This window comes from Sphingomonas hylomeconis (assembly GCF_025370105.1).
In the GTDB taxonomy this organism is placed as follows: Bacteria; Pseudomonadota; Alphaproteobacteria; order Sphingomonadales; family Sphingomonadaceae; genus Sphingomonas; species Sphingomonas hylomeconis.
Genome location: NZ_JANQBK010000001.1, coordinates 369,511 through 394,944, shown reverse-complemented (window position 1 = coordinate 394,944; position 25,434 = coordinate 369,511). Strand labels below are relative to the sequence as shown.

23 protein-coding genes are annotated in these 25,434 nt (G+C 67.3%); 18 read left to right on the top strand and 5 right to left on the bottom strand.

The genetic code is table 11. The features are described 5' to 3' along the window. Positions 1–28 precede the first annotated feature (28 nt). From NV401_RS01955 to NV401_RS01885, 15 genes are all read left to right on the top strand, one after another. Entirely contained in the window at positions 29–787 is a 759-nt protein-coding gene (locus NV401_RS01955; RefSeq protein WP_261292687.1) for an IclR family transcriptional regulator, read from the top strand. Then, positions 784–1,800, top strand: coding sequence for a ketopantoate reductase family protein (locus tag NV401_RS01950; protein ID WP_261292686.1), 1,017 nt, complete (start codon positions 784–786; stop codon positions 1,798–1,800). Before NV401_RS01955 ends, NV401_RS01950 begins: the two co-directional genes overlap by 4 nt. After that, positions 1,793–2,542 carry an SDR family NAD(P)-dependent oxidoreductase gene (locus NV401_RS01945; RefSeq protein ID WP_261292685.1) on the top strand — a complete coding sequence of 250 codons (750 nt, stop codon included), beginning with the start codon at positions 1,793–1,795 and terminating at the stop codon, positions 2,540–2,542. The genes NV401_RS01950 and NV401_RS01945 overlap by 8 nt, the downstream gene beginning before the upstream one ends. Next, on the top strand, positions 2,539–3,432 hold the full coding sequence (locus NV401_RS01940) for a polysaccharide deacetylase family protein (RefSeq protein ID WP_261292684.1): 894 nt from the start codon (positions 2,539–2,541) through the stop codon (positions 3,430–3,432). Before NV401_RS01945 ends, NV401_RS01940 begins: the two co-directional genes overlap by 4 nt. A gap of 9 nt (positions 3,433–3,441) precedes the next feature. Then, positions 3,442–4,851 (top strand): amidohydrolase family protein, encoded by a 1,410-nt coding sequence (locus NV401_RS01935; protein WP_261292683.1) that lies wholly within the window; start codon positions 3,442–3,444, stop codon positions 4,849–4,851. After that, positions 4,848–6,167 (top strand): MFS transporter, encoded by a 1,320-nt coding sequence (locus NV401_RS01930; RefSeq protein WP_261292682.1) that lies wholly within the window; start codon positions 4,848–4,850, stop codon positions 6,165–6,167. Before NV401_RS01935 ends, NV401_RS01930 begins: the two co-directional genes overlap by 4 nt. After that, positions 6,164–8,944, top strand: a complete 2,781-nt coding sequence (locus tag NV401_RS01925; protein WP_261292681.1) for a M14 family metallopeptidase — start codon at positions 6,164–6,166, stop codon at positions 8,942–8,944. The genes NV401_RS01930 and NV401_RS01925 overlap by 4 nt, the downstream gene beginning before the upstream one ends. A 3-nt stretch (positions 8,945–8,947) precedes the next feature. Beyond that, positions 8,948–9,781 (top strand): carbon-nitrogen hydrolase family protein, encoded by an 834-nt coding sequence (locus NV401_RS01920; RefSeq protein ID WP_261292680.1) that lies wholly within the window; start codon positions 8,948–8,950, stop codon positions 9,779–9,781. Beyond that, positions 9,778–10,596, top strand: coding sequence for a creatininase family protein (locus tag NV401_RS01915; RefSeq protein ID WP_261292679.1), 819 nt, complete (start codon positions 9,778–9,780; stop codon positions 10,594–10,596). The genes NV401_RS01920 and NV401_RS01915 overlap by 4 nt, the downstream gene beginning before the upstream one ends. Then, positions 10,593–11,258 (top strand): RraA family protein, encoded by a 666-nt coding sequence (locus NV401_RS01910; RefSeq protein WP_261292678.1) that lies wholly within the window; start codon positions 10,593–10,595, stop codon positions 11,256–11,258. The genes NV401_RS01915 and NV401_RS01910 overlap by 4 nt, the downstream gene beginning before the upstream one ends. Beyond that, a complete protein-coding gene (locus tag NV401_RS01905) occupies positions 11,258–11,740 on the top strand; it encodes an Lrp/AsnC family transcriptional regulator (protein WP_261292677.1) in 483 nt (160 codons plus the stop codon). Before NV401_RS01910 ends, NV401_RS01905 begins: the two co-directional genes overlap by 1 nt. Before the next feature lie 142 nt (positions 11,741–11,882). Beyond that, positions 11,883–13,079 carry a cystathionine beta-lyase gene (metC, locus tag NV401_RS01900; RefSeq protein ID WP_261292676.1) on the top strand — a complete coding sequence of 399 codons (1,197 nt, stop codon included), beginning with the start codon at positions 11,883–11,885 and terminating at the stop codon, positions 13,077–13,079. A 76-nt stretch (positions 13,080–13,155) separates the two neighbouring features. Next, complete coding sequence (locus NV401_RS01895) at positions 13,156–15,627, top strand: TonB-dependent receptor plug domain-containing protein (protein WP_261292675.1); 2,472 nt, start codon at positions 13,156–13,158, stop codon at positions 15,625–15,627. A 124-nt stretch (positions 15,628–15,751) separates the two neighbouring features. Then, positions 15,752–16,540: a sulfite exporter TauE/SafE family protein gene (locus NV401_RS01890; RefSeq protein WP_261292674.1), complete on the top strand. Its 789-nt coding sequence runs from the start codon at positions 15,752–15,754 to the stop codon at positions 16,538–16,540. Positions 16,541–16,554: 14 nt separating this feature from the next. Then, positions 16,555–16,758, top strand: coding sequence for a DUF6356 family protein (locus NV401_RS01885; RefSeq protein WP_261292673.1), 204 nt, complete (start codon positions 16,555–16,557; stop codon positions 16,756–16,758). 49 nt (positions 16,759–16,807) lie between these two features. Here NV401_RS01885 and NV401_RS01880 read toward each other — a convergent pair whose 3' ends face one another. Both NV401_RS01880 and NV401_RS01875 read right to left on the bottom strand, forming a co-directional pair. Further along, positions 16,808–17,146, bottom strand: a complete 339-nt coding sequence (locus tag NV401_RS01880) for a hypothetical protein (protein ID WP_261292672.1) — start codon at positions 17,144–17,146, stop codon at positions 16,808–16,810. Positions 17,147–17,157: 11 nt separating this feature from the next. Beyond that, a complete protein-coding gene (locus tag NV401_RS01875; RefSeq protein ID WP_261292671.1) occupies positions 17,158–17,913 on the bottom strand; it encodes a competence/damage-inducible protein A in 756 nt (251 codons plus the stop codon). Between the two features lie 64 nt (positions 17,914–17,977). Between NV401_RS01875 and map the strand changes: the two genes are divergently transcribed. Next, a complete protein-coding gene (gene map, locus NV401_RS01870; RefSeq protein WP_261292670.1) occupies positions 17,978–18,802 on the top strand; it encodes a type I methionyl aminopeptidase in 825 nt (274 codons plus the stop codon). Positions 18,803–18,889: 87 nt separating this feature from the next. Beyond that, positions 18,890–20,701: a DUF885 domain-containing protein gene (locus tag NV401_RS01865; protein ID WP_261292669.1), complete on the top strand. Its 1,812-nt coding sequence runs from the start codon at positions 18,890–18,892 to the stop codon at positions 20,699–20,701. 27 nt (positions 20,702–20,728) lie between these two features. Here NV401_RS01865 and NV401_RS01860 read toward each other — a convergent pair whose 3' ends face one another. From NV401_RS01860 to NV401_RS01850, 3 genes are read right to left on the bottom strand one after another with little or no spacing between them, the layout of a single operon-like run. Further along, the gene (locus NV401_RS01860) at positions 20,729–21,994 is read right to left on the bottom strand and encodes an SAM-dependent methyltransferase (protein ID WP_261292668.1); all 1,266 of its coding nucleotides are present in this window, start codon (positions 21,992–21,994) and stop codon (positions 20,729–20,731) included. A 46-nt stretch (positions 21,995–22,040) separates the two neighbouring features. Continuing rightward, entirely contained in the window at positions 22,041–23,414 is a 1,374-nt protein-coding gene (locus NV401_RS01855) for a cryptochrome/photolyase family protein (RefSeq protein WP_261292667.1), read from the bottom strand. A gap of 8 nt (positions 23,415–23,422) precedes the next feature. Next, positions 23,423–24,343 carry a histone deacetylase family protein gene (locus NV401_RS01850; RefSeq protein ID WP_261292666.1) on the bottom strand — a complete coding sequence of 307 codons (921 nt, stop codon included), beginning with the start codon at positions 24,341–24,343 and terminating at the stop codon, positions 23,423–23,425. A 57-nt stretch (positions 24,344–24,400) separates the two neighbouring features. Here NV401_RS01850 and NV401_RS01845 point away from each other — a divergent pair, with 57 nt between their 5' ends. Continuing rightward, entirely contained in the window at positions 24,401–25,375 is a 975-nt protein-coding gene (locus NV401_RS01845) for an alpha/beta hydrolase (protein WP_261292665.1), read from the top strand. Positions 25,376–25,434: the final 59 nt, after the last annotated feature.

The following is a 25,434-nucleotide window of genomic DNA, read 5'->3' as shown; positions in this document are numbered from 1 at the left end:
TCAGGGATATGAACTCGGGTTCTCATATATGACCACGGATATCAAGTCGGCCTCGCGCGTGCTCGACATGCTCGAGCTGTTCTCGACGCGGTGTGACGGGCTCACCCTGACCGAGGTGTCGAAGGGGCTCGGGCTGCCGAAGAGCAGCACGCTGGGCTTGCTGCGGACGCTGCACGGCCGCGGCTACCTCGTGCGCGAAGCCGACGATGTCTATCGCTTGAACGACGTGGTCCGGCGCGATGGTTTCGCCCGTCACGGTCGGCTGTTGCGCGTCGGTCCCACGGTCATGCGCGCGCTTTCCGATCGGCTCGGCGAGACGGTGATCCTCGGCATGCCGGGAGCGCCCGGCATGGTCCGACTGATTGCCAAGGAAGCGGCGGACCGCGATGTGCGCTTCGATATCGCGCTGCCGCGCCAAGAGCCGGCCTACTGCACCGCGATTGGCCGGATCCTGCTGGCCGCGCAGGGCGACGAGGCGATCACCAAGGCGCTCGCCGCCGTGCCGCGCAAGGCGCTGACTGAAGCGACCATCACCGATCTCGACGCAATCCGCAACCGGATCGACATCGCGCGCAACGACGGCGTGGCGATCGTCGTCGACGAACTGGTACTCGGCGGCACCGGAGTGGCCGTGCGCATCCCGCTCGAACCGGGGCAGCCGCTGGCCGCGCTCAACGTCGGTTGCGTGACGGCGCGCTTCGAGGGCAATCGCGATGCGATCGTCGCGGCGTTGCACGAATCGGCACAGGAAATCGGCGCCGCGATGCGCCCGGATCGCGCCGCATGAACGATGGCGTGTTGATCTGGGGCAGCGGCGCGATCGGTGCCTCAATCGGCGCCTCGCTGATCAGACACGGCATTACGGTGTGCTTCGTCGATGTCGATCACGCGCACGTTCGGGCCATGCGCGCTGGCCTGATCGTCGAAGGCGACGGCGCGACCTTCCGTCAACCGGTTGACGCGCGTGTGCCAGCGGAACTCTCCGGCATCTGGCCATGCGCGTTGCTGTGCGTAAAGGCGCAGCATAGCGCCGCGGCGATCGATGCGCTTGCACCGCATCTCGCGCCGGACGGCTATGTTGCCGCGCTGCAGAACGGGCTGACCGAATATGCGATCGCCGCGCGGATCGGCCATGAGCGCACGATCGGTGGCTTCGTCAATTTCGGCGCGGACATCGTCGCCCCGGGGCATATCGCGTTCGGCAATCACGGTGCCGTGCGCGTCGGGGAATTGGACGGGATTGCGACGGCACGAGCCGAGCAGTTGGCCGCGCTGCTCCGGCGCTTCGATCCCTCAGCCGCGGCGACAACCGACATCTGGTCCTTTTTGTGGGGCAAGCTCGCCTATGCGGCATTGCTCTATGCCCAGGCGGCCGGCGAGGCGGGCATCGCGGCCTGCCTCGATCGCCCCGAACTCTTGCCGCTGTGGCGCGCCTTGACGTCGGAGATCAATGCCGTCGCCGCGGCCGAGGGCGTCGTACCGCGCGCGTTCAACGGCTTCGACCCCGCCGCCGTCGGCGCCACGGGCAGCGACCGGGCGGCGCGCGCCAGCATCGCCGCGATGGCCGATTTCAATCGCGGCAGCCTCAAGACGCATTCGGGCGTGTGGCGCGATCTCGCGATCCATCACCGCCCGACCGAGGTCGACGCCCATTACGGCCCCGTGCTCGATCGCGCCGCCGCGCACGGTATCGCCTGTCCGACGCTGCAGCGCCTGGTGGCGCTGATCCATGCGATCGAGGCCGGCATGCCGCAGGACGATCGCAACCTGCAGGGCCTATTCGAGCCGGTCGATGCCTAAGGTCGACCGGCGCCTCGTCGCGATCAGCGGGATCGGCAGCGCGTTCGGCCTGGCGATCGCGCGCCGCTTCCTCTCCGCGGGGGCCAACGTCCACGGCTGTGACTGCGATCCCGCCGGCCTTGCCGAGGCAGCGGCACTCGGCTGCCATGTCGCTGAAGTTGATCTGGTCGACCGGCCGGCGGCACGCGCATGGATCGCGCGGGTCGAGCACGACGCGGGCCGCGCGATCGACGTGCTCGTCAATAATGCCGGCGGCGTCGCCGGCCAGTCGCATCAGCGCTTCGATCGCGTGTCGGATGCCGATTGGGATACGGTGATCGCGGTCAATCTCGGCGCGGCGATGGCGCTGAGCCAGGCCGCGCTTGGCGGGATGACGCGGGCCGGGCGCGGCGCGATCGTCAACATCGCTTCGGGCGCCGCGCTGCGCGCGTCGATGACCGGCATCCAGGCCTATGCCACCGCCAAGCATGCCCTGCTCGGGCTGACGCGCCAGCTGGCGCACGAATTCGGCCCGCACGGCATTCGCGTCAACGCCGTCGCCCCGGGCCTGGTGATCACCAATGCCGCGACCCAGCAGCAATGGCAGGGCTACGGTGATGCGGGCCAAGATGCGATCCTTGGCGGGATCGCGCTGCGCCGGCTGGGCACGCCGGACGATATCGCGCGCGCTGTGTCCTTCCTTGCCTCGGACGATGCCGATTTCATCACCGGCGAGATCCTCAGCGTGGATGGCGGGCGATGAGCGGCGCACCGTGGCAATGGCCCGAAGCCGAGTGGCGCGCCAAGGTGGAGCGCGTGCGCGCCGGGGCACGGCTGGCGCCGACGCGGTGGCCGGGTGGTGCGCCCTTCGCCGTCGCGCTGTCGTTCGACAGCGATCACGAGACCAACGAGCTGCGTGACGGGGGCGAATCGATCGGCCGGCTCAGCTGGGGCCAATATGGCGCGCGCGTCGGTATCCCCCGGATCGAGCGGCTGCTGGCGCAGCATGACGTGCGCGCGAGCTTCTTCGTGCCTGCCGTATCAGCGCTGCTCCACCCCGACGAACAGCGGCGGCTGGTCGGCGCGGGCCATGAGATCGGCCTGCACGGCTGGATCCACGAATGGAATACCGGCCTGCCGCCCGGCGCCGAGCGCGAGCTGATGTTGCGCGCCGGCGATACGCTCGAGCAGGTCAGCGGCGTGCGCCCCGTAGGGCTGCGCACGCCATCCTGGGATTTCAGTCCCGAGACGCTGGCGATCGCGCAGGAGATGGGCCTGTCCTATGACAGCTCGCTGATGGCCGACGAGGATTGCTACGAGCTGTTGCTCGATGGCGCGCCCAGCGGACTCGTCGAAGTGCCGATCGAGTGGATCCGCGACGATGCCGCCTATCTGCTGATGCATCGCGGCAGCGGACTCCGCCCCTATACGCCGCCCGCCGACGTGTTCGACATCTTCCGCCGCGAACTCGACGGCGCGATCGCCGCGGGCGGCCTGTTCCAGTTGACGATGCACCCGCATGTGATCGCTGCGCGCTCGCGCATCTGGATTCTCGAAGAGCTCATCCGCCACGCCGCGGCGCACGGCGCCTGGTTTGCCACCCATGCCGAGGTGGCGGCCTATGTCCGCGCGCACGGCGCCACCGATCGATAGGAGTATAGCGTGCCAGTAACAGCGTACCGCATCTTGGCCGGCACAACGCTCGCCTTGCTATCCAGCGCGGCAGCGGCGCAGACGGTGCCGCTCAACGACCGGAGCAGCGTGCTCGCGCCGAACGCCCGGACCACCGACGATCCGCGCCGCATCCCGCTGAAACCGGTCGCCGCGCGCCGGCCGCAGATCGTGCTGCGTGGTGGGCGGCTGTTCGATTCGGTGACTGCGCGGGTCCGCCCGGCGACGGTCGTCATCGACGGCGACCGGATCGCTGCGGTCCTGCCGCCCGAAGCGACATCCGGCTGGGCCGCCGATGCCGAGCAGATCGACGCCACGGGCAAGACGGTGATGCCGGGGCTGATCGATATGCACGTCCACATCACCTACCCCGACAGCGACAGCCCGATCGACGAGCAGGCGAGCGAGGGCGCCGGCGTGTTGCGCGGCATCCGCAACCTGCGTTGGATGATCGAAAACGGCTTCACCTCGGTGCGCGACCTGAACGGCGCCGCCAACGCGCCCTATCTGCTCGCCGAGGCCAGCGCCGCCGATACGATCGCCGCACCGCGCGTGTTCACCGCCGGCCATATCATCACCGGCACCGGCGGCCACGCCACCGAACGGCCCGTCTCGCCGAGCCACGGCCCCGATTTCGCCTGGGAGCGCGACGGCGCGGCGGCATGGCGCGCCGCGGTGCGCCAGACCTTCAAGCAGGGCGCCAGCGTGATCAAGGTCGCGAGCCATTTCGCACCCGACGAGATCGAAGCCGCGGTCGACGAGGCGCACCGTCTGGGCCTGAAAGTCACCTGCGATTGCGAGACGATCTATACCGCCATGGCGGTGGACGCCGGGATCGACATGATCGAACACCCCCTGCCCCGCACCGATGCGACGATCGCGGCGATGGCGAAGCGCGGCACCGCCGCGGTGCCGACGTTGCAGGTCTATCAGAACGTGCTCGATCGCAACGGCGGCTTTTATGGCTCGACCTCGCGCCGCTTCACGATGACCGCGCAGGGCGATTTCGACATCTTCAAGAAGATGAAGGCCGCCGCGATCGTCATGGGGGTTGGCACCGATACGATTGGCGACGCCAACAAGATGGTGCCCAACGTCTATATCGCCGAGCTGAAATGGTTCGTGAAGGGCGGTTATTCGATCCCGCAGGCACTGCAGGCCGCCACGCTGACCAACGCCAGGTTGCTCGACATGGGTGACCAGCTGGGCAGCATCACCGTCGGCAAGCTGGCCGATGTGGTCGTCGTCGATGGCAATCCGGACCAGGATCTGGAGGCGCTGCACAGGATCGACACGGTGATCAAGGACGGCATCGTCATGGTGCGCGGTGGCACGGTCGCCATGCCCCGCCATGTACCTGCGCCCCTGCTCAAGCCCTCGCCCCCGGCAGACGTCAAGTGAGCGCCGCGGCCGTCACCAGCCCCGACCTGCTCGCCGATCGCCCCGTTCCCAGCCGCCGCGATGTGGCGCGTGCGATGGGCTCGGCGATGATCGGCAACTGGTTCGAATTGTTCGATTTCATCATCTACGGCTATTTCGCCGCGCAGATCGGCAAGGCGATGTTCCCCGCCGCCGATCCGGTGACGATCATCCTGTCGAGCTTTGCGACCTACGGCGTCGGCTTCATCACGCGCCCGATCGGCTCGATGATCCTGGGTAGCTTCGGTGATCGACACGGCCGCAAGTCGGCATTGGTGTTCACGATGTTGCTGATGGCCGGCTCGACCTGCGCGACCGGGCTGATCCCGCCTTACGCCTCGATCGGCATTGCCGCGCCGATCCTGCTGGTGATCTGCCGCCTGCTGCAGGGCTTCGCCGCCGGTGGCGAATGGGGCGGCGCCACGACCTTCCTGGTCGAATATGCCCCGCCGCACCGGCGTGGCCTGTTCGGCGCGTTGCAGCAGTTGAGCACCAGCCTCGCGATCGTTTCGGCGGTGTGTGTGGCGCTGCTGCTCAATCTGGTCATGACGCCCGAGGCGCTCGAGACCTGGGGCTGGCGCATCCCGTTCGTCGCCGGCGTGCTGGTCGCCCCGCTCGGCTTCTATCTGCGCGCCCGCGTGCCCGAGACGCCGAACTTTCTCGCCGCGCAGGATCGCCCCGAACATCCGCTGCGCGAAGCGCTGACGATACACCGTGCCGCGGTGTTCAAGATCTTCGGTCTGGTGATCATCTGGACGGTCGCGGGCTATACCTATGGCGCGTTCCTGGTCAGCTTCGCCACGCAGGTGCTCGGTATCAGCTCGTCCTGGGCGCTGGCCGGCACCCTGATCGGCGCCCTGGTCAACGTTCTGGTCATCCCGCTGACCGGCTGGGCCTCCGACAAGGTCGGGCGCAAGCCGTTCCTGATCGCCAGCGCCGCGGGCTTCCTGCTCTTCTCGATCCCGCTGTTCCAGCTGATGGCGAGCTGGCGCAGCGGCCCGGCGGTGATCATCACGACCGCGACAGCGGCGATCTTCTCCGGCATGTTCAGCGGTGTCGCACCGACCTTCCTGTGCGAATTGCTGCCGACGCGGGTGCGCTACACCGCGCTGTCGGTGGGCTACAACATGGCGGTGATGCTGTTCGGCGGGTTTGCGCCGTTCATCGCGACCTTGCTGGTGCAGCAGACCGGTCTGGTGATCGCGCCTGCCTTCTACATCACCGCCGCTGCGGCGGTTTCCCTCACCGTGATCCTGATGCTGCGCGCGCCGGATCCCCGGACGGCGATCGATCAATGAAGCTCCTCCCCCTCGCCGCCGCGCTGTGCCTGGCGCCGCTTGCCGCACAAGCGCAAACCGCCGCGATCAGCACGCCGCTGCAGGTGCTCGGCCACGAGATGGGCGAAGATCGCTATGTCCCGAGCTATAGCGATCTCGTCCGCTACTGGCGCACACTGGAGGGCCAGAGCGACCGGATCAGGCTGATCGATATCGGCGCCACGACCGAAGGCCGGCGACAGATCGTCGCCGTGGTCTCCTCGCCCGAGAACCTCGCCCGGCTCGACCAGTATCGCACCATTTCCGAACGGCTCGGCCGCGCCGAGGGCATCGACGAGGCCGGCGCACGTACGCTGGCGGCAGATGGCAAGGCCGTGGTGTGGGTCGATGGCGGGCTGCACGCCAGCGAAGTCGAGGCGCAGACCGCGTTGATCCAGCAGGTCTACGATCTCGTCTCCAGCGACGATCCCGAAGCGCGGCGCATCCGCGACAATGTGATCACGCTGTTCGCGCCGGACAATCCCGACGGGCAGCAACTGGTCGCCGACTGGTATATGCGGATCAAGGATCCGGCCAAGCGCGAGGCCGATTTCCAGAGCCTGCCCAAATTGTACCATCCCTATGTCGGCCACGACAACAACCGCGATTTCTACATGGCCGAGATGGCCGAGACGCAGAACATCACGCGCATCCTGTATCGCGAGTGGCGGCCGCAGATCATCCTCAACCAGCACCAGACCGGCCCGGCCGGCACGGTACTGTTCATGCCGCCGTTCCGCGATCCGTTCAATTATCATTACGAGCCGCTGGTGATCAGCAGCCTGGAAGAGCTCGGCGCGACGCTGGAGAGCCGCCTGATCGCCGAGAACAAGGGCGGCGGCACGACCCGCGCGGGCGCGCATTACGACACCTGGTATAACGGCAACCTGCGCACCTCCGCCTATTTCCACAATGCGGTCGGCATTCTGATCGAGATCATCGGCATGCCGGTACCGATCGAGATCCCGTTCGTGCCGGAGCGGCAGATCGCCAAGAACGATCAGCCGCTGCCGATCCGCCCGCAAATGTGGGCGATGAAGCAGTCGGTCGCCTACAGCCTGTCGATCAACCGCGCGTTGCTCGGTTATGCCGCGGCCAATCGCGAGAAACTGCTGTTCAACATCTGGCGGATGGGCGCCAACGGCATCGAGAAGGGCCAGCGCGACAGTTGGACGATCACGCCCGATCGGCTGGCGGCGGCGCACGCCGCCTCCGCCGCGACCGGCGCCAAGCCGGTGCCAACGCGCACCACCGGCACCAGCGCGATCGCCAGCACGTTCTACGACACGGTGCTGCTCGATCCGGCCGCGCGCGATGCCCGCGCCTATGTCATTCCCGCCGAGCAGCACGACTTCCCCACCGCGGTGCGCTTCCTCAACGCGCTGATCAAGCTCGGCGTGCAGGTCGAGCGCGCCACCGCACCGTTCACCGCCAACGGCAAGACCTGGCCCGCCGGCAGCTATGTCGTGCGCAGCGGCCAGGCGTACCGCGCGCATGTGCTCGACATGTTCGAGCCGCAGAAATACCCCAACAACTTCCAATATCCCGGCGGCCCGCCGATCCCGCCCGCCGATGCCTCGGGCTACACGCCGGCGTTCCAGATGGGCGTCACGTTCGATCGCGTGCTCGATCGCCTCGACGCGCCGACCGCGCCCGTCGCCGGCGCGATCACCGTCGATCCCGGGCGGATCGTCGGCACGGGCAAGGCCGGCTGGCTGGTCAGCCATGCCACCAACAACGCGTTCATCCTCACCAACCGGTTGAGCAAGGCCGGCGTCAAGCTCGCCTGGCTGCGCGATCCGGTCGCCGTGGCCGGCGCGCCGGCCGCGGCAGGCGCCTTGTGGGTGCCGTACAGCGCGCGCGCCGCCGCGATCATGACGCGCGCGGTCACCGAGCTTGGCCTGTCGGCCGAGGCCATGGAACAGGCGCCGACCACGGCCAGGATCGCGCTGGCGCGGCCGCGCGTCGCGATGATCGACATGTATGGCGGGCTGCACCCGACCGGCTGGTTGCGCTGGATCCTCGACAGCTACGAATTCCCCTACACGATCGTCTATCCGCAGCGGCTCGACGCGGGCCGGCTGCGCCGCGATTTCGACGTGCTGATCGTGCCGGACAGCGCGATCCCCAACGCCGGCTCCGGCGGCGAAGGCGGCATGTTCCGCGGCCGCTTCACGATCAAGCAACCCGATCCGGCATCGATTCCGGCGCAATACCGGTCGTGGCTCGGCGCGATCACCGCCGAGCGCACCCTCCCCGCGCTCAAGGCCTTCACGGCCGAGGGCGGCGCGATCCTCGGCATGGGCAGCTCGACCTCCGGGCTCATCGCCGGGCTCGGCCTGACGGTCACCGATCCGCTCGCTGTGATGCGCGACGGCAAGCTGCAATCGCTGCCGCGCACCGAATTTTACGTGCCCGGCGCCCTGCTCACCGCGACTGCCGATACCGCGCAACCGCTGGCTTACGGCCTCACCCCGAAGGTCGATCTGTTCTACGATTCGAGCCCGGTGTTCAAGTTGACCGGCGCCACCGGCACCGCGCCGGTGCGCTTCGTCGGCACCAGCCTGCTGCACAGCGGCTGGGCGTGGCACCAGGAGAAACTGGACGGCGCCGCCGCCGTGCTCGACCTGCCGGTCGGGCGTGGCCGGGTGTTCCTGTTCGGCCCCGAAATCGCGCTGCGCGCGCAAACCCAGGGCGCCTTCAAACTGCTGTTCAACGCCATCTATCTTGGCGCTGCGCAAGCCCCGGCAAGGCAATAATCCATGTTGAAGACCAGCGTCCTCCAGATGAACTCGCAAGGTGACAAGCCGGCCAACCTGCGCGCGATCGCCGATCTCGTCGAGCGTGCGGTGGCACGGGATCGGCCGGACTGGATCCTGCTCCCCGAACATTGCGAATGGCTCGGCGGATCGGGCGGTGCGCCCGGCGTGGCGGAGCCGGCGACCGGCGGCGAGACCTACGAACTGCTCGCCACGCTCGCACGGCAGCATCGCGTGTGGATCCACGGTGGCTCGTTCTACGAACGCTCGACCACGCCCGGCCGCGCGTTCAACACCAGCGTCGTGTTCGATCGCGACGGCCGCGAGGCGGCGCGCTACCGCAAGATCCATCTGTTCGACGTGACCACGGCGGACGGCGCACGCTATCACGAATCCGCGACGATCGAGCCCGGCGATGCCGTGGTGGTGTACGACCTCGAAGGCGTCACGGTCGGCTGCTCGATCTGCTACGACATCCGCTTCCCCGAACTGTATCAGGCGCTCGTGGCGCGCGGCGCCGAGCTGATCGCCGTCCCCGCCGCCTTCACGCTGCTGACCGGCAAGGATCATTGGGAAACGCTGATCCGCGCCCGCGCGATCGAAACGCAGACCTGGGTCGCTGCCGCGGCACAATGGGGCAGCTACGACACACCGGCAGGCGAGCGGCAGTCGTTCGGGCAGTCGATGGTGGTCGATCCCTGGGGCCAGGTGGTCGCGCGCGTGTCGGACGGTACGGGCTTTGCCACCGCCCATATCGACCGCGATCTCACCGCGCGGGTCCGTCAGCAGATCCCGGTCGCGCACAACAAGGCGCTGGGCGTGCGGGTGCCGGCATGACGGCGCGGCGCCACGCGCTGCAGGATCTGAGCTGGGTCGATCTGGAAGAACTGCGCGCCGAGGGCCCGGTGATCGTCCTGCCGCTGGGCAGCCAGGAGCAGCAGGGGCCGCACGCACCGATGGGCGATTTCGTCGTCGCCGAGCGGATCGCGCTGGCCGCCGCCGAACGCGCCGATGCGATCTGCGCGCCGGTCTTGCCGTTCGGCTATGCCGAATTCTTCCGCGGCATCGCCGGCGGGATGCAATTGCGCGCCGAGACGTTCCGGCTGGTGCTCAGCGACATGATCGGCGCGTTCACCGATCACGGCTTCCGCCACATCGTCATTCTCAACGGCCACACCACCAATGCGCCGCTGATCGCGGATGTCGCGCACGAGGTGCGCCGTGCCACGGGATTGTTCGTTCCCAACCTCAATCTGTGGCGGCTCGCGCCGGACGCGGTGTGGCAGCGGCTCCATGGCGAGAACGCCGCGGCAGCACGCGGACATGGTGCGGATCCGCTGACTTCCGTGACGATGCATCTGACCCCCGATCTGATCCGTGCCGACCGGATCGCGCCGGCCGCGCGCCGCACAGCCTTCGGCTTGCCAACCCAGGGGCAGTTCGCCAGCGTGATGTTTGGCAGTGCGCCGGTCGAGCTGCCGCTCGACGTGACCGATGTCGCCGCAAACGGCGTGGGCAACGGTGACGCACGTTTTGCGTCGGCGGCAATCGGCGCGGAGCTCGTCGAATGGACCACCGATCATGTCGCAAGCTTCTTGCGCCATTTCCGCCGGTGCGATCCGACCGATCCGGCCGCGGCGCCGGCCGCATGACCGGCAGTTACGACCTGCGCGCAATGCCGGCACCGGTCGACCCCGCACTGCTCGCGCGCGTCGCTGCGATCCAGACCTCGACCTTGGGCCATTGGCGCCTGTGGGGCATGTGCGACGGCGCGATTGCGCCGCTACACATCGGCCCCGCGGTCGCGGGCACGGCCGTGACGCTGGCGCTGCCCGGCGCTGACGGCGCGTTGCTGCATCATGCGCTGGGTCAGTTGCGGCCCGGCGACGTGCTGGCGATCGACCGGCTCGGCGACGACCGCCATGCCTGTGTCGGCGGCATCGTTGCGCGCGCCGCACTGGCCAGGGGCGTGGCGGCGATCGTCGTCGACGGTCCGGTCGCCGACATCGCCGAACTGCGGGCCATCGGCCTGCCGATTTGGGCACGCGGCACCAGCGCGCGCACGACGCGCCGGATCGGCCTTGGCGGCCGGCTCAACGCGCCGGTATCGATCGGCGGGGCCGTGGTCATGCCAGGCGACATCCTGCTGTGCGACGGCGACGGCGTAGTCTGCCTCCCCGTCGCGGAAGCGGCACACGACGTGGATCGCGCGGCAGCGCATCACGCGCGCGAAACCACCATTCTTGCGGCGCTCGACCAGGGGGCGCTGCTGGCGGACATCCTGCCGTCGCCACCGCTCGGCGCGATCGTCTGATGGCAGCGCGCGTCAACCTCGACGAAGCGGATATCCGCATCCTCTCCGCGCTGCAGACGGATGCGACGCTGTCGATCGCCGCCTTGGCCGAGGTGGTGAACATGTCGCATAACAGCTGCTGGCGTCGGCTGCGGCGGCTGGAGGCAGCGAACATCATCACCGGGCGGGTCGCGCTGCTCGATGCCGCCGCGCTGGGGCTCGATCTCACCGCGTTTGTCAGCATCCGCACCAGCGAACACAGCGACACCTGGCTGAACGACTTTGCCGCGGTGGTCAAATCGATGCCCGAGGTGGTCGAACTGTACCGGATGACCGGCGACGTCGATTACCTGATGAAGCTCAAGGTCGCCAACATCGCGGCCTATGACGCGGTGTACAAGAAGCTGATCGGCGCGGTGCGCCTGACCGACGTCAGCTCCGCGTTCGCGATGGAAGAATTGAAGCACACCACCGCACTGCCGATGCCGGCAATCGCCCGATGAGCATTCTATCCCGCCTTTTGCGCATAAACGGGATGAACGCCCCATTCCTGCCCGCAGCATCCGAAAATTCGGGTGAGATCATTCGCGCACTGATGGGACAGATATGCGCCACAGCCACGCTGCACCGGATACCGACACACTGATGCCCCTACGCCATGAGACGACACAGATGATTCACGGTGGCCAAGCCGCCGGTCCGGCATCGCGCACCCCGGCGCCCTCGATCCAGCGTGGGTCAACGGTATTGCTGGCGGATAGCAAGCAGTTTTCAGCCGCGACCACGCCTACCTATGGTCGCGGCGGCCTTGCCACGCAGGACGCCCTGCGTACCGCCTTATGCGTCCTTGAGCATGCCGAAGACGTACAGCTCTATCCATCCGGTCTCGCCGCACTGACCGGCGCGATCCAGGCGCTGACCGGTGCCGGGGACGAGGTGCTGGCGGTCGATACGATCTACAATCCCACCCGCCGTTTCCTCGTCGGTACGATGGCGCGCTTCGGCGTCACGACGCGCTATTTCCCGCCCACCGCCAGTGCCGACGAGATCGCGTCGATGATCACCCCGGCGACGCGGCTGATCGTGCTGGAAAGCCCGGGTTCGCTGACGCTCGACATGCAGGACGTGCCTTCGATCGCCGCCATGGCACGCGCCCACGGTGTGATGACGCTGATCGACAACACCTATGCCGCTGGCGTGCTGTTCAAGCCGCTCGATCATCACGTCGATGTCAGCGTACAATCGCTGACCAAATATGTCTGCGGCCATTCCGACGTGTTCATGGGCATGGCCGCCGCGCGCGGGCCAGCCGCCGCGGCGCTGGCGACCAGTGCGCACGAGATCGGCTGGGCCGTGTCGCCCGACGACGCCTATCTCGCGCTGCGGGGTCTGCGCACGCTTCATGCCCGGCTGGCGCTGCACGGCGCGGCAATGCTGACCGTTGCCGCCTGGCTGGCGCAGCAGCCAGAAGTGATCGACCTGCTGTGCCCCGCGCTGCCGGGCGATCCGGGCCATGCGCTGTGGTCGCGCGATTTCAGCGGCGCCTGCGGCCTGCTCAGCTTTACGCTGGATGGTGATGGCCGTGCGGTCGACGCGCTGCTCGACACGCTCGAACTGTTCGGCCTGGGCTATTCCTGGGGCGGATTCGAAAGCCTGGTCATCCCGTGCGACGCGCAACTCGCCAAGCGCGCCCATATGGTACGCCGTTCCGGTCCGATGCTCAGGTTGCATGTCGGGCTCGAGCACCCGCAGGACCTCATCGCCGATCTGCGCCGCGGGCTCGATGCCTTCGCCGCGACAGCAAGCCTATCAGAACAGAAACAGGAAATGACCGCAGCGTGACGCGAGTTGCCCGTACGAGGCGGCCGCATCCAGGGAACACGGACATAGTGGCGCCAGGCGCCGAAAGGGAAACACCATGAAAAGCCAGTATCTCCTTACCACGGCGCTCGCCGCAATCGTCCTTGCCACCCCTGTGATGGCGCAGGAGGCGCCGGTTGCCGACACGCCGGAGACGGCCGAGGCAGACCAAACGGGCGGCGACATCGTCGTCACCGGCTCGCGCGGCCAGCCACGCACCGTGACCTCCAGCCCGACCCCGATCGACGTGATCGGCGGCGAGCAGCTCGCCCGCCTCGCCGGCAGCATGCAGCTGCGCGATGTGCTCAGCCAGCTCGTCCCCTCGTTCCAGGCACAGCAGGTCGGCAGTTCCTCGTTTGACAGCGTCGCGCGCCCCGCTGGCCTGCGTGGCCTGTCCGGCGTGCACGTGCTGGTGCTGGTCAACGGCAAGCGCCGCCACAACAGCGCGCTGATCAATCTCAATTCGGGCAATGTCTCGGCCGGCGGCAACCCGGTGGATCTGGACCAGATCCCGGCCAGCGCGATCGAGCGGATCGAAGTGCTGCGCGACGGTGCCGCAGCGCAATATGGCTCGGACGCGATCGCCGGGGTGATCAACATCATCCTCAAGAGCAACGCATCCGGCGGCAATGCCAGCATCGAAGCAGGACAGCGCTACAAGGACGGCGTCAATGGCAGCGATGGCGAGACGATCCAGGCGCAGGTGTCGCACGGCTTCGCGCTGGGCGATCGTGGGTCATTGGTCGTGTCGCTGCAGGGCAAGTCGCAGAACGCCACGGTGCGCAACAGCGATCTCACCGGCAACTTCTATTTCCCGGTCAACGGCGCCCCCGACCCTCGCGAGGCAACCGTCAACCGCCGGCTTTACCAAGGCGGCCTGCCGCGACTTCGCTCGGTCGAGGGTGCACTCAACGGCAAGTATGAGATCGGCAATGTCGAGGCCTATGCGACCGCGACTGCCGGCTATCGCGAGGCGCGGGTCGGCCAGGCCGGCCGCAAGCCCAATTCGACCAGCGACATCATCGCGATCTACCCGGACGGCTTCGCGCCGTTCTACACGCTCAAGGAAACCGATTTCCAGGTAACCGGTGGCCTGCGCGGCACGATCGGTTCGTGGAATGTCGATCTCAGCAGCACCTATGGCCGCGATTTCACCGAGAACGGCGCGGAGAACTCGCTCAACGCCTCGCTCGGCGCGGCGAGCCCGACCGAGTTCAAGACGTTCAGCGCGGCGTTCGACCAGTGGACCAACAATCTCGATTTCACCCGCGCCTATTCGGTCTTCGGGCGGAACCTGCAGGTCTCGACCGGCGCCGAATATCGCTACGAATCCTATGTCACCAAGGCGCTCGATCCCGCGGCCTATAGCAATGGCGGCTATCGCTATCCCGCCGGCACGCCGCTCGCCGGTCAGCCCGGCGCGGTCGGCGCGCAAGGCGCCGTCATCGTGACGCCGGCGGATGCCGCCAGCATCAAGCGCAACGTCGGCGCGGTCTATGGCGATCTCGCCCTCGACGTCACCGATCGCTTCCTGCTCACCGGCGCGGTGCGGTACGAGACCTACGACGACAGCTCGGGCGACGTGTGGAGCGGCAAGGCATCGGCACGCTACAAGGTCTCCGACTGGCTCAACCTGCGCGGCGCGATCTCCAACGGCTTCCGCTCGCCGTCGCTGGCGCAGCAGGCCTATGCGCAGACCTCCACCCAGTTCAATCTTGTCGGCGGCGCCTATCAGCTGATCGAATCGAAGATCGTCCGCACCGGATCGCCGATCGCGCTGGCGCTCGGCGCCGCGCCGCTCAAGCCCGAGCGGTCGCGCAACTACAGCCTGGGCTTCGCGCTCACTCCGGCCCGCGCGCTCTCGCTCACGGTCGATGCCTACCAGATCGACATTGACGACCGCATCACGCTGACCGGTCTCCTGTCCAGCGCGGGCGTCCGCGCCATCCTGCGCGCCAACGGCTTCTCCGGCGAACAGTTCGTGCGCTTCTTCACCAACGCCATCGACACGCGCACCCGCGGCATCGATGTGGTGGGTGCCTACAGCTTTGCGTTCGACTCGTTCGGGCAGTTCCGCGCGACCGTCGGGTACAATCACAACGAGACGAAGATCCGCCGCATCGCCGCGACGCCGGCGCAGCTGTCGGGCCTCGGGCTGACGTTGTTCGACCGCCAGACGCAAGGCTACTTCACGGTGGGCACGCCCAAGGACAAGGTGATCCTCGGCCTCGACTGGAACCTTGGTGGGTTCAGCGCGAACGTCAAGGAGACGCGCTATGGCGGCTTCCAGCTGCTCAACAACACGCCGTCATCCGACCAGAGCTATGGCGCGAAGTGGGTTACCGATGTTGAGCTCGGCTACGACATCACCGAAAAGACGCGCCTGTCGGTCGGCGCGTACAATCTGTTCGACGTCTATCCCGACAAGAACACCGTTCCCAACACGATCGGCAGCTCGATCTACGGTTCGAACTCGCCGTTCGGCGCCTATGGCGGCTATTATTACGCGCGGGTCGGCGTGAAGTTCTGATCGCCACCTGTGTGGAGGGTGGCCGAGCGGCCGCCCTCCCCGCCCCCGTCAATCGCGTGACCTGACCATCCGGCGGCGGTGACCGTGGCCGGCGGCGGTGTCGCGCGCCGCTTCCGGACCCGCCATGACTGTCGCCACCACGCGTACCCTTATCCAATATTGCCTGGGAGCGGGCGCGGGCGGCGTCGTCGGTTTCACGCTGGCGCTGGTCGGCGGCGGCGGATCGATCCTGGCCGTGCCGATGATGCTGTACGTGGTCGGCGTTGCCAACCCGCATGTCGCCATCGGTACCAGCGCGTTCGCCGTGTCGGTGAATGCCGCTACGTGCCTGGCGGGCCATGTCCGCGCGCGCACCGTGCGCTGGCGTGCGGGGCTGATCTATGCGGCCTGCGGCATGGGCGGCGCGCTTATCGGATCCTGTATCGGCAAGCTTTTCGATGGCGGACGACTGATCCTGCTGTTCGCGTGCCTAATGCTGCTGGTCGGGGCGATGATGCTGCGCCGTCGACACGTGCGGACGGCATCGACGGACGACATGCCCGGGTCACGCCGCCTGCTACTTGGCTTCGGCGCGGGCAGTGGCACCATTGCCGGCTTTTTCGGGATCGGCGGTGGTTTCTTGATCGTCCCTGGCCTGATCAGCGCGACCGGCATGCCGATGGTCAATGCGGTCGGCACCTCGTTGATCGCCGTGTTCGCCTTCGGCCTGACTACGGCGTCAAATTACGCCTGGTCAGGCTATGTCGATTGGTCGCTCGCGGCCTGTTTCGTGGCGGGTGGCGCGGTCGGCGCGGCAGGCGGCATTGCCGCCGCCCGCGGCCTGTCGACCCGCGGCGCCGCGCTCGAACGGGTGTTCGCAGCCATCATCTTCACCGTCGCGATCGCCATGATCGCGCGCGAAATTCTCCGTTAAGAAGGACAGACCCAATGTTGCGTAAAATTTTCAGCGATCATCCGCGCTCGGTCGGCGAAACCTATGGGCAGCATCTGACCCATGCATTGTCGTTCGCCGGCGCGATGATCGGCGGCGGCATATTATGCGCCATTCATGCCTTCATTCCGGTATTCTTCAAGAAATCGGGAAGCACGGTGGTACGGGATCTCTACGAACGAATGGTGCGGAATAGATGAGGCACGCCCGCCGGATCCGCGTCGCCGCGGCGATCGACCCGGCGGTCGATCAGCGGCGCAGCGATTTCGGCACGCCGCTGACCTTGAAGATCCCGCCGCGCTCCAGCGCGATGACATATTGCGCACCGGCATTGCATTCGACCGCCCAGACCGGCTTCCCGTCGACCCGCCCCTTCGAGACGACGTTGACGACGTTCTGACAGTCATAATCCGCATCGTTGATCGCGCGGAAGAAGGCGGTGCGCTGCTGGGTCGGATTGAGCTTGGCGATCTGCGCCTCGACGGGATCGGGACCGAGCGGGGCCGACGCCGCGCCGTTGCCGGTCGCGGCAGGATCGTTGCAGGCGGCGAGCAAGGCACAGCCCATCATGGCGGTCAGCAATTTCACGAGCAGTCTCCTCAAATCCCGCCGGCGACCACGTCGCGTCCGGCGGCGGTTAGCGCAGCCGTCAGGTCAACGATGCAGCCGTCGAGAAGTTCGCCGTCGGTCGCCCGGACGACGAAATTAGCGCCGGTCTTGCCATCGCGGAAGAACGGATAGCTGCCGATCGCGACGCCCTCGTGCGCCTTCTCCGCGGCCCGCAGGATGTCCGCGACCTCGCTTTCGCCGACCCAGCAGCCGATCGTCTTGGACAAGACCGGCAGCCCGCCTTCCAGCGTACCGGTCAGCGCATCGAGCATGCCGGCGGTGATATGCGGCACGCCCGCCATGATGAACACGTTGTCGATCTGAATGCCGGGCGCGCCGGACATGCGGTTCTCGATCAGCGCGGCGCCCTCGGGCACGCGCGCCATGCGCTTGCGGGCGTCGGTCAGCCCGCCGCGCGTCTCGTAATAGCGCTCGAGCACCGCCACGGCCTGGGGATGGAACACCACCGCGACGCCCAGCGCCGCGGCGATCGCATCGACGGTGATATCGTCATGCGTCGGCCCGATCCCGCCGGTGGTGAACAGATAATCGTTGCGCGCGCGCAGCGCGTTGACCGCCTCGACGATCGCCTCCTCGGTATCGGGCACGATGCGCACCTCGGCCAGGCGGATGCCCTGCACGTTGAGCCATGCCGCGATCTGCGCGACATTCTTGTCCTGCGTGCGGCCCGAGAGGATTTCGTCGCCGATCACCGCCAGTGCGGCCGTCCAGATGCGTGTCGTCATGGGCAGAGACATAGACCGCGCGCGGCATCTCGCAAAGCCCGCACGCGCGCGCTATATCCGCTCCATGACCGATTATGTAACCGTCACCGCGGACGCTCCCCTGGGGCGGACCGGCGCGATCAAGCTCCATGGCCGCGCGGCCTTCGATGCCATGCACAAGGCCGGCAAGCTCGCCGCCGAGACGCTCGACATGGTCGTGCCGCACGTCGTGCCGGGCGTGACCACCGCCGAGCTCGACGATCTGATCCGCAACTTCATCGTCGATCGCGGCGGCGTGCCCGCGACGCTCGGCTATCGCGGCTATACGCATGCCAGCTGCATCTCGATCAACCATGTCGTATGCCATGGCATTCCCAGCCCCAAGACGCTGAAGAACGGCGATATCGTCAATATCGACGTCACGCCGATCGTCGATGGCTGGCATGGCGATTCGAGCCGCATGTATCTCGCCGGCGATGTCGGCGTGAAGGCACGCCGCCTGGTCGACGTGACCTATGAATGCCTGATGCTGGGCATCGAGCAGGCCAGGCCCGGCAACACGATGGGCGACGTCGCGCATGCGATCCAGACCCATGCCGAAAAGCATCGCTACGGCGTGGTGCGCGATTTCTGCGGGCATGGGCTGGGGCAATTGTTCCATGATGCGCCCGAGGTGGTGCATGTCGGCAAGCCCGGCACCGGCCCTGAACTCAAGCCGGGGATGATCTTCACGATCGAGCCGATGATCAATATCGGCCGGCCCGACGTGAAACTGCTCGACGACGGCTGGACCGCGGTAACGCGCGATCGATCGCTCTCGGCGCAGTTCGAGCATTCGATCGGCATCACCGAGCAGGGCTGCGAGATCTTCACGCTGAGCCCGGCCGGCTTCGACCAGCCGCCTTACTGAATCCCCACGTCCGCCCGCTGCCCTGCAGGCAGAGTGCATCTGCCGCACCGTCGGCACCGGGCGCATGTCCCCGACAGGAGAAGATCGTTGCGAACCACCCTGGCGTTGCTGCTGCTCCCTGCCCTGCCGCTTGGCCAGCCGAGCCTGGCGGCGCCTGCCGCGGTGGCGCGCGCCGGCGTGCAGGATGCCGCACTGCTGCAGTTTCTCGACCGCGCGTTTGACGAGCAGGTCAAGCTCAGCCCCGAAACCCAGACGCAATTGGGCTTCAAGACCGACCAGGACCGGCTCGACGACTATACCGACGCGGCCGGGCAGCGGCAGCGCGCGCTGGCCGAGCGGCAGCTGAAGGAGATGCATGCCCGCTTCCGCCCCGATCGCATGGGCGACAGCGCGCGGGTAAGCTACCGCCTGTTCGAATATGACGTAGTGCGCGGGCGCGAAGCGTTCCGTTTCCGCTCCCTGCGCCTGCCGGTGTCGACCAACGGCAGCCCGGCGGGCGATATCCCGGTCCTGCTGATCAACAACCACAAGGTCGATACGGTCGCGGATGCCACGGCCTATATCGCGCGCCTGCGCGACACGGACCGCGTGATGCGCGAAGTCGCCGCCAAGATGCGCGCGCAGGCCGCGGCCGGCATCATCCCCAACAAGGTCAATTTCGCGCCGGCGCGTGCCGACGCGCGCAAGGTGATCACCGGCGCGCCGTTCGACGGCGGGGCCGATTCCACGCTGATGGCGGATTTTCGCAAGAAAGTCGCCGCGCTGCGTGCGCCTGCAGCGACCAAGCAGAAGCTCCTCCGCGATGCCCGGGCGGCCCTGACCGGTCCGTTCCGACATGGGTACATCACGCTGCTCGCGGCGCTGGACGAGATCGAGCCGAAATCCACCGGCAATTACGGCGCCTGGCATCTGCCGGACGGCGCGGCCTATTACGCCGACCAGCTCAAGACCTCGACCACCACCAGCCTGACGGCAGACCAGATCCACGATCTGGGGCTCAAGCAGGTCGCGTCGATCCGTCAGGAAATGGAGCAGATCAAGCGCGAGGTCGGGTTCAAGGGCACGCTGGAGCAGTTCTTCGATCATATCCGCACCGATCCACGGTTCAAATATCCCAACACCGATGCCGGGCGCGACCAATATCTGGGCGATGCGCGGGCGGTGATCGCCTCGGTGATGGTCGCCGCGCCGCGCTATTTCAGCGTGCTGCCCAAGGCGCCGCTGGAGGTCCGCGCGGTCGAGAAATGGCGCGAGGCCACCGCGCCGACCGCCTTCTACAATTCGCCCTCGGCGGACGGGTCGCGACCCGGCATCTATTACGTCAACCTGGTCGACATGAACCAGACGCAGAAGGTCCAGGTAGCAGCGATCGCCGCGCACGAGGGCGCGCCGGGCCACCATTTCCAAATCGCACGGCAGCAGGAACTGGCCGACATGCCGAAATTCCGCAAGTTCGGCGGCTATGGCGCCTATGCCGAGGGTTGGGGCCTCTATTCTGAGCGGCTTGCCGACGAGATGGGGATCTACAAGGATCCCTATGCGCGCTTCGGCATGCTGTCGTTGCAGGTATGGCGCGCGATCCGGCTGGTGCTCGATACCGGGATTCATTCCAAACGTTGGACGCGCGAGCAGGCGATCGCCTATTTCCATAGCAACAGCTCGGTCGCCGATACCGACATCGCGCGCGAGGTTGATCGCTATTTCAACTGGCCCGGCCAGGCGACGAGCTACATGGTGGGGCAACTCAGAATCACCGCGCTGCGCACGCGCGCCGAACGCGAACTGGGACCGCGGTTCGATATTCGCGAGTTCCATGAGGCGGTGCTGGGGCAAGGCGCCGTGCCGCTCGACGTGCTCGACGAGCAGGTGGCGCGCTATATTGCGGCGAAGCGGCGCTAGCGTCGAGCGGCCGTGCCGCCGCGAAACCTATCCGCGCTTCACCAGCGTCACCTGCGCGACGTCGATCCCGCCGCCGCGGAAGCCTCCTTCGCAATACATGAGGTAATAGCGCCACAGCGCAACAAAATGCGCATCGAATTCGATCGGTAACTTGCCCGCATCGACCGCCGCGTCGAACGCGACGCGCCAGCGCCGCAGCGTCTCGGCATAATCCAGTCCGAACGTCACGCGGTCGTGCCAGTCGAGGCCGTGCTGCTCGGCGAGCGCGCGGAAGCGGCTTTCGGAGAGCAGCATGCCGCCGGGAAAGACGTAGCGCTGGATGAAATCGACGTTGCGCGCGTAGGATTCGAAGATCGCGTCGTCGATCAGGATGTACTGGATCGCCGCGCGTCCGCCCGGTTTTAGCGCTGCGGCCACCGCCTGCAGATAGGCCGGCCAATATCGTTGCCCGACGGCCTCGACCATCTCGATGCTGACCACGGCGTCATACTGCCCCGCGACGTCGCGATAATCGGTCAGCGACACGGTCACGTCGTGCAGGCCGGCGGCGGCCATGCGCGCATCGACCGCGGCCTTCTGCTCCGCCGACAGCGTGATGCCGTGCAGCTTGCGGCCGGCCCGCGCGGCGGTTTCGGCGAACGATCCCCAGCCGCTGCCGATCTCGAGGATCGTGTCGCCGGGCGCGGTGGCGGTGCGCGCGAGCATGGCATCGAGCTTTGCCTGCTGTGCGGCTTCCAGCGATTGTTCCGGCGAGGCGAACATGGCGCTCGAATAGGTCATGCCAGGATCGAGCCATAAGCCGTAGAAATCGTTGCCTAGATCGTAATGAAACTCGATATTGCGGCGCGATCCGGCGCGGTCGTTGCGGCGCAGCCAGTGCGTCATCAGGCCAATGAAGCGCTTGAGCCCCCCGGCCCTGGCCGTCTCGCCGAGCGACACCGCGTTGCGCATGAACAGGTCGAACAACGGCACCGGATCGGGGCTCGACCAATCGCCGTCGGCCCAGGCGCGGTACCAGCCGGCCGATCCACCGGTGATCAGGCGCACGATGGCGCGCCAGCTCGGCATGTCGACAATGACCGTCGGGCCGGGAGCGCGGCCGCCGAGCAATCGGTTGGTGCCATCGGGCAGGCTTGCCTCGATCGAGCCGCTCAGCAGCCCGGTATCGATACGGTCGAGGATACGGTGGAACAGGCGGCCGAACCGGTTGAGCAGCCAATCGCCTTTGCGCGCTCGCCGGCGGCCGCGCGCCGGGCCGAAGCGGCGGCCTCTATTGGGGGTGATCGCATTCATGTCATTCGCGTCCATGCACGTGAGGTGCGTCGACGAAAAGCGAATTTCACCGCGTCCGTTTCATCGCCGCCAGCGCGCGCTCGCGGCCTTCGCGATGGCCGATGATCTTGGCAGGATAGTCGCGCGGGCGGCAGCCGGACTCGTCCGGGTCGTGGATCGCCGCGTCGCCCAGGCCGGCCAGCTCCGGCACCCATTCGCGGATATAGTCGGCGGCGTCGAATTTCGCCGATTGCGTCAGCGGCGCCATGATCCGGCTAAACATGTTGGCATCGATGCCGGTGCCCGCGGTCCATTGCCAGTTCACCGTATTCGACCCGTAGTCCGCGTCGACGAGGCAGTCCCAGAACCATTCCTCGCCGCGCCGCCAGTCGATCAGCAGATGTTTGATCAGGAACGAAGCGGTGATCATGCGCACGCGATTGTGCATCCAGCCACTGGTCCATAGCTGGCGCATCCCGGCATCGACGATCGGATAGCCGGTGCGCCCCTGCTGCCACGCCTCGAGATCGGCCTTGGCTTCGGCGCCGGTACGCCAGGCCAGCGTATCGAGATTGGGGCGGCCGTTCTCACGGCCATAATCGGGATATTGCAGGATCACGTTCTGCGCATAATCGCGCCAGGCGATTTCCTTGAGATAGATCGTCGCATCGCCCTTCGCCTTCAGCACATGGTGCCAGACGGTCGCGGGCGAAATCTCGCCGTGGTGCAGGTGCGGCGAGAGGCGCGAGGTCAGTTCGTCGGACGGCAGGTTGCGGCCCGTATCGTAGTCGACAGCGTGCGGCAGGAAGTCGGCGAGCCGCTCGTGCGCGCCACCCTCGCCCGGAGTCCATTCCTTGGCGAAACCGCCGGCCCAGTCGGGCTTGGTCGGCAGCAACTGCCAGTCGGCCAGCCGGTCGCTGTCTGGCCAGTGGTTCGGTGCGGGAATTGCATCGGGCGCGGGGCGCGGCGGCGGCGGCGGCATATGCTCGTTCAGCGCGCGCCAGAACGGCGTGTAGATCTTGTACGGCTGGCCGGCACCGGTGGTGATCGTGCCCGGCGGGCTGAGGTAATTGCCGTCGTGGCAGACGAGGTCGAGTTTCCTGGCCACGGCATGCTCGGCATTGCGCCACCACGGCTCGTAATGGCTGAGGCAATGGACGCGCTTGGCGCCAGTCTGTTCGGCAAGCTCGGCGAGCACCTCGGCTGCGACGCCGCGGCGCAGGATCAGGCGCGCGCCCTTATCGCGCAACTTTTTGTCCAGCGACGCCAGGCTGTGATGCAGCCACCAGCGCGAGGCACCGCCCATCTTGCGATGCTTCGGCGTGTCGTCATCGAGGATATAGATCGGGATAACCGGCCCCTCGTCGACAGCGGCGAGAAGTGCGGCATGGTCGGCAAGGCGCAGGTCGCGGCGGAGCCAGAGCAGGGTCGGATCGGTCATCGACTGGCCTAACGAACGAGCAGGCGGTTGTTCCCCGCGCGGTCGCTCGTGAAGGCGCGGCCGAGCGTCAGCACGCTGCGCACGTGGCGCTGCGCGACTTCCAGCGCGTCGGTGCCATAGCCGCCGCCGACCGTACTGGCGAGCGGCAGGCCGTGCTCGATGGCCAGACCGGCGATCAGCCGCTCGCGCTGGTCGAGCCCGTCCTGCGTCAATGCGAGGCGGCCGAGGCGATCGTCGGCGAACGGGTCGACCCCGGCCTGGTAGAGGATCAGATCGGGCCGCACCGCATCGAGCAGCGGCGTCAGCGTCGCGCGCAGCGTGTCGAGATAGGCGACATCGCCGGTGCCGTCGGCGAGCGGAACATCGAGTGTCGAGCGCGCCTTGCGGACGGGGAAGTTCTTCTCGGCGTGGATCGAATAGGTCGTCATGTCGCCGCGGCCGGCGGTGAGCGCGGCGGTGCCGTCGCCCTGATGCACGTCGCAATCGACGATCATCGTGCGGATGCCCTCGGCGGCGAGCTGCACCGCGGCGATGGCGAGATCGTTGAACACGCAGTATCCCGCGCCCGTCGCGGCCAGCGCGTGATGGCTGCCGCCGGCGCTGTTCGCCGCAAAGCCGTGTTGCAGGGCCAGCCGGGCGGCGAGATAGGTGCCGCCCGGCACGACGCGGGCGCGGCGCGCAACCTGTGGCGTGATCGGGAAGCCCGTGCGGCGTTCCTTTTCGCGCGGCACGCGCGCCGCGAGCACTTCGGCGACATAATCGGGATCGTGCACCGCCTCGAGCCAGGCGAGCGGCGTGGGATCGGGCACGTGCCAGTCGATCTCATGCGGATCGAGCAGATCACGGATCAGGCCGTTCTTGTTCCATTGATAGGTGCTGCGCGCCGGCGCCGGGGCGACGTAATCGGGGTGATGGACGATCGCGATCATGCTGCTAACCTAGGAAGCAACAAGCCGTCGCGCCATCGACGACGACAGGAGAGAGTGATGACCGAACCGTTCGTGCGCCCAGACACCAAAGCTTTCCTTGGCTTCGTCAACGCGATGCCGGGGCCCAAGATGCACGAGATGGATCCGGCCGGTGCGCGCGCGCAATATCTGGCGATGAAGGATATCGCCGATCCGCCGATCGGCGAACTGGGCACGCGACTCGATCTCGCCATTCCGGGCCCGGCCGGGGATATTCCCGCCACCTTGTTCGATACGCGCGCGGATCGCGCGCCCGGGCCGGCGGTCGCCTTCTTCCATGGCGGCGGCTTCGTGATCGGCGATATCGCGACGCATGCCAGCTTCTGCGCCGCGATGACGCGGGCGCTCGATCTGCCGGTGATCTCGATCGATTATCGCCTGGCACCGGAAGCGCCGTGGCCGGCCGCGCCAGACGATTGCGAGGCAGCGACGCGCTGGATCGCCGACAGCCCGGCCGAACTCAACCGTGCCGTGACCAGCCTGGTCGTCTGCGGCGACAGTGCCGGGGGCAATCTGGCGATCGTCACCGCCGCCGCGTTGCGCGACGCCCCGGCCAAGGTTCCGGTCGTGGCGCAGCTGGCCTTCTATCCGGCCACCGACGCGACGGCCGACTATCCCTCGTACAGCGAATTCGCCGAGGGTTATCTGCTGACGCGGGCGAGCATGGAATGGTTCAACGCCGCCTATGGCGCGGAGGCGGAGCATATCCGCACGTCACCGCTGAAGGGCGATCTCGCCGGGATGCCACCGGCGGTCGTGGTGACCGCGAGCCTCGATCCGATCCGCGACCAGGGACGGGCTTATGCCGCCGCGCTTGCCCAGGCCGGCGTCGCGGTCGTGTTTCGCGAGGCCAAGGGGAATATTCACGGCTTCATCACGCTCCGCCAGGCGATCCCCTCGTCCGTCGGTGACGTCGCCGGCGCCTTCGCGGCGCTGAAGACGCTGGTGGTGGAAGCCGAAGGGGAGCGGGTGATGGCGCAGGCGGCGGCCTGACGCTTCCTTTGCCGACCTTGCCTGCGGCAGCGGGGGCCGACATCGCGCGCGCCGCGTTC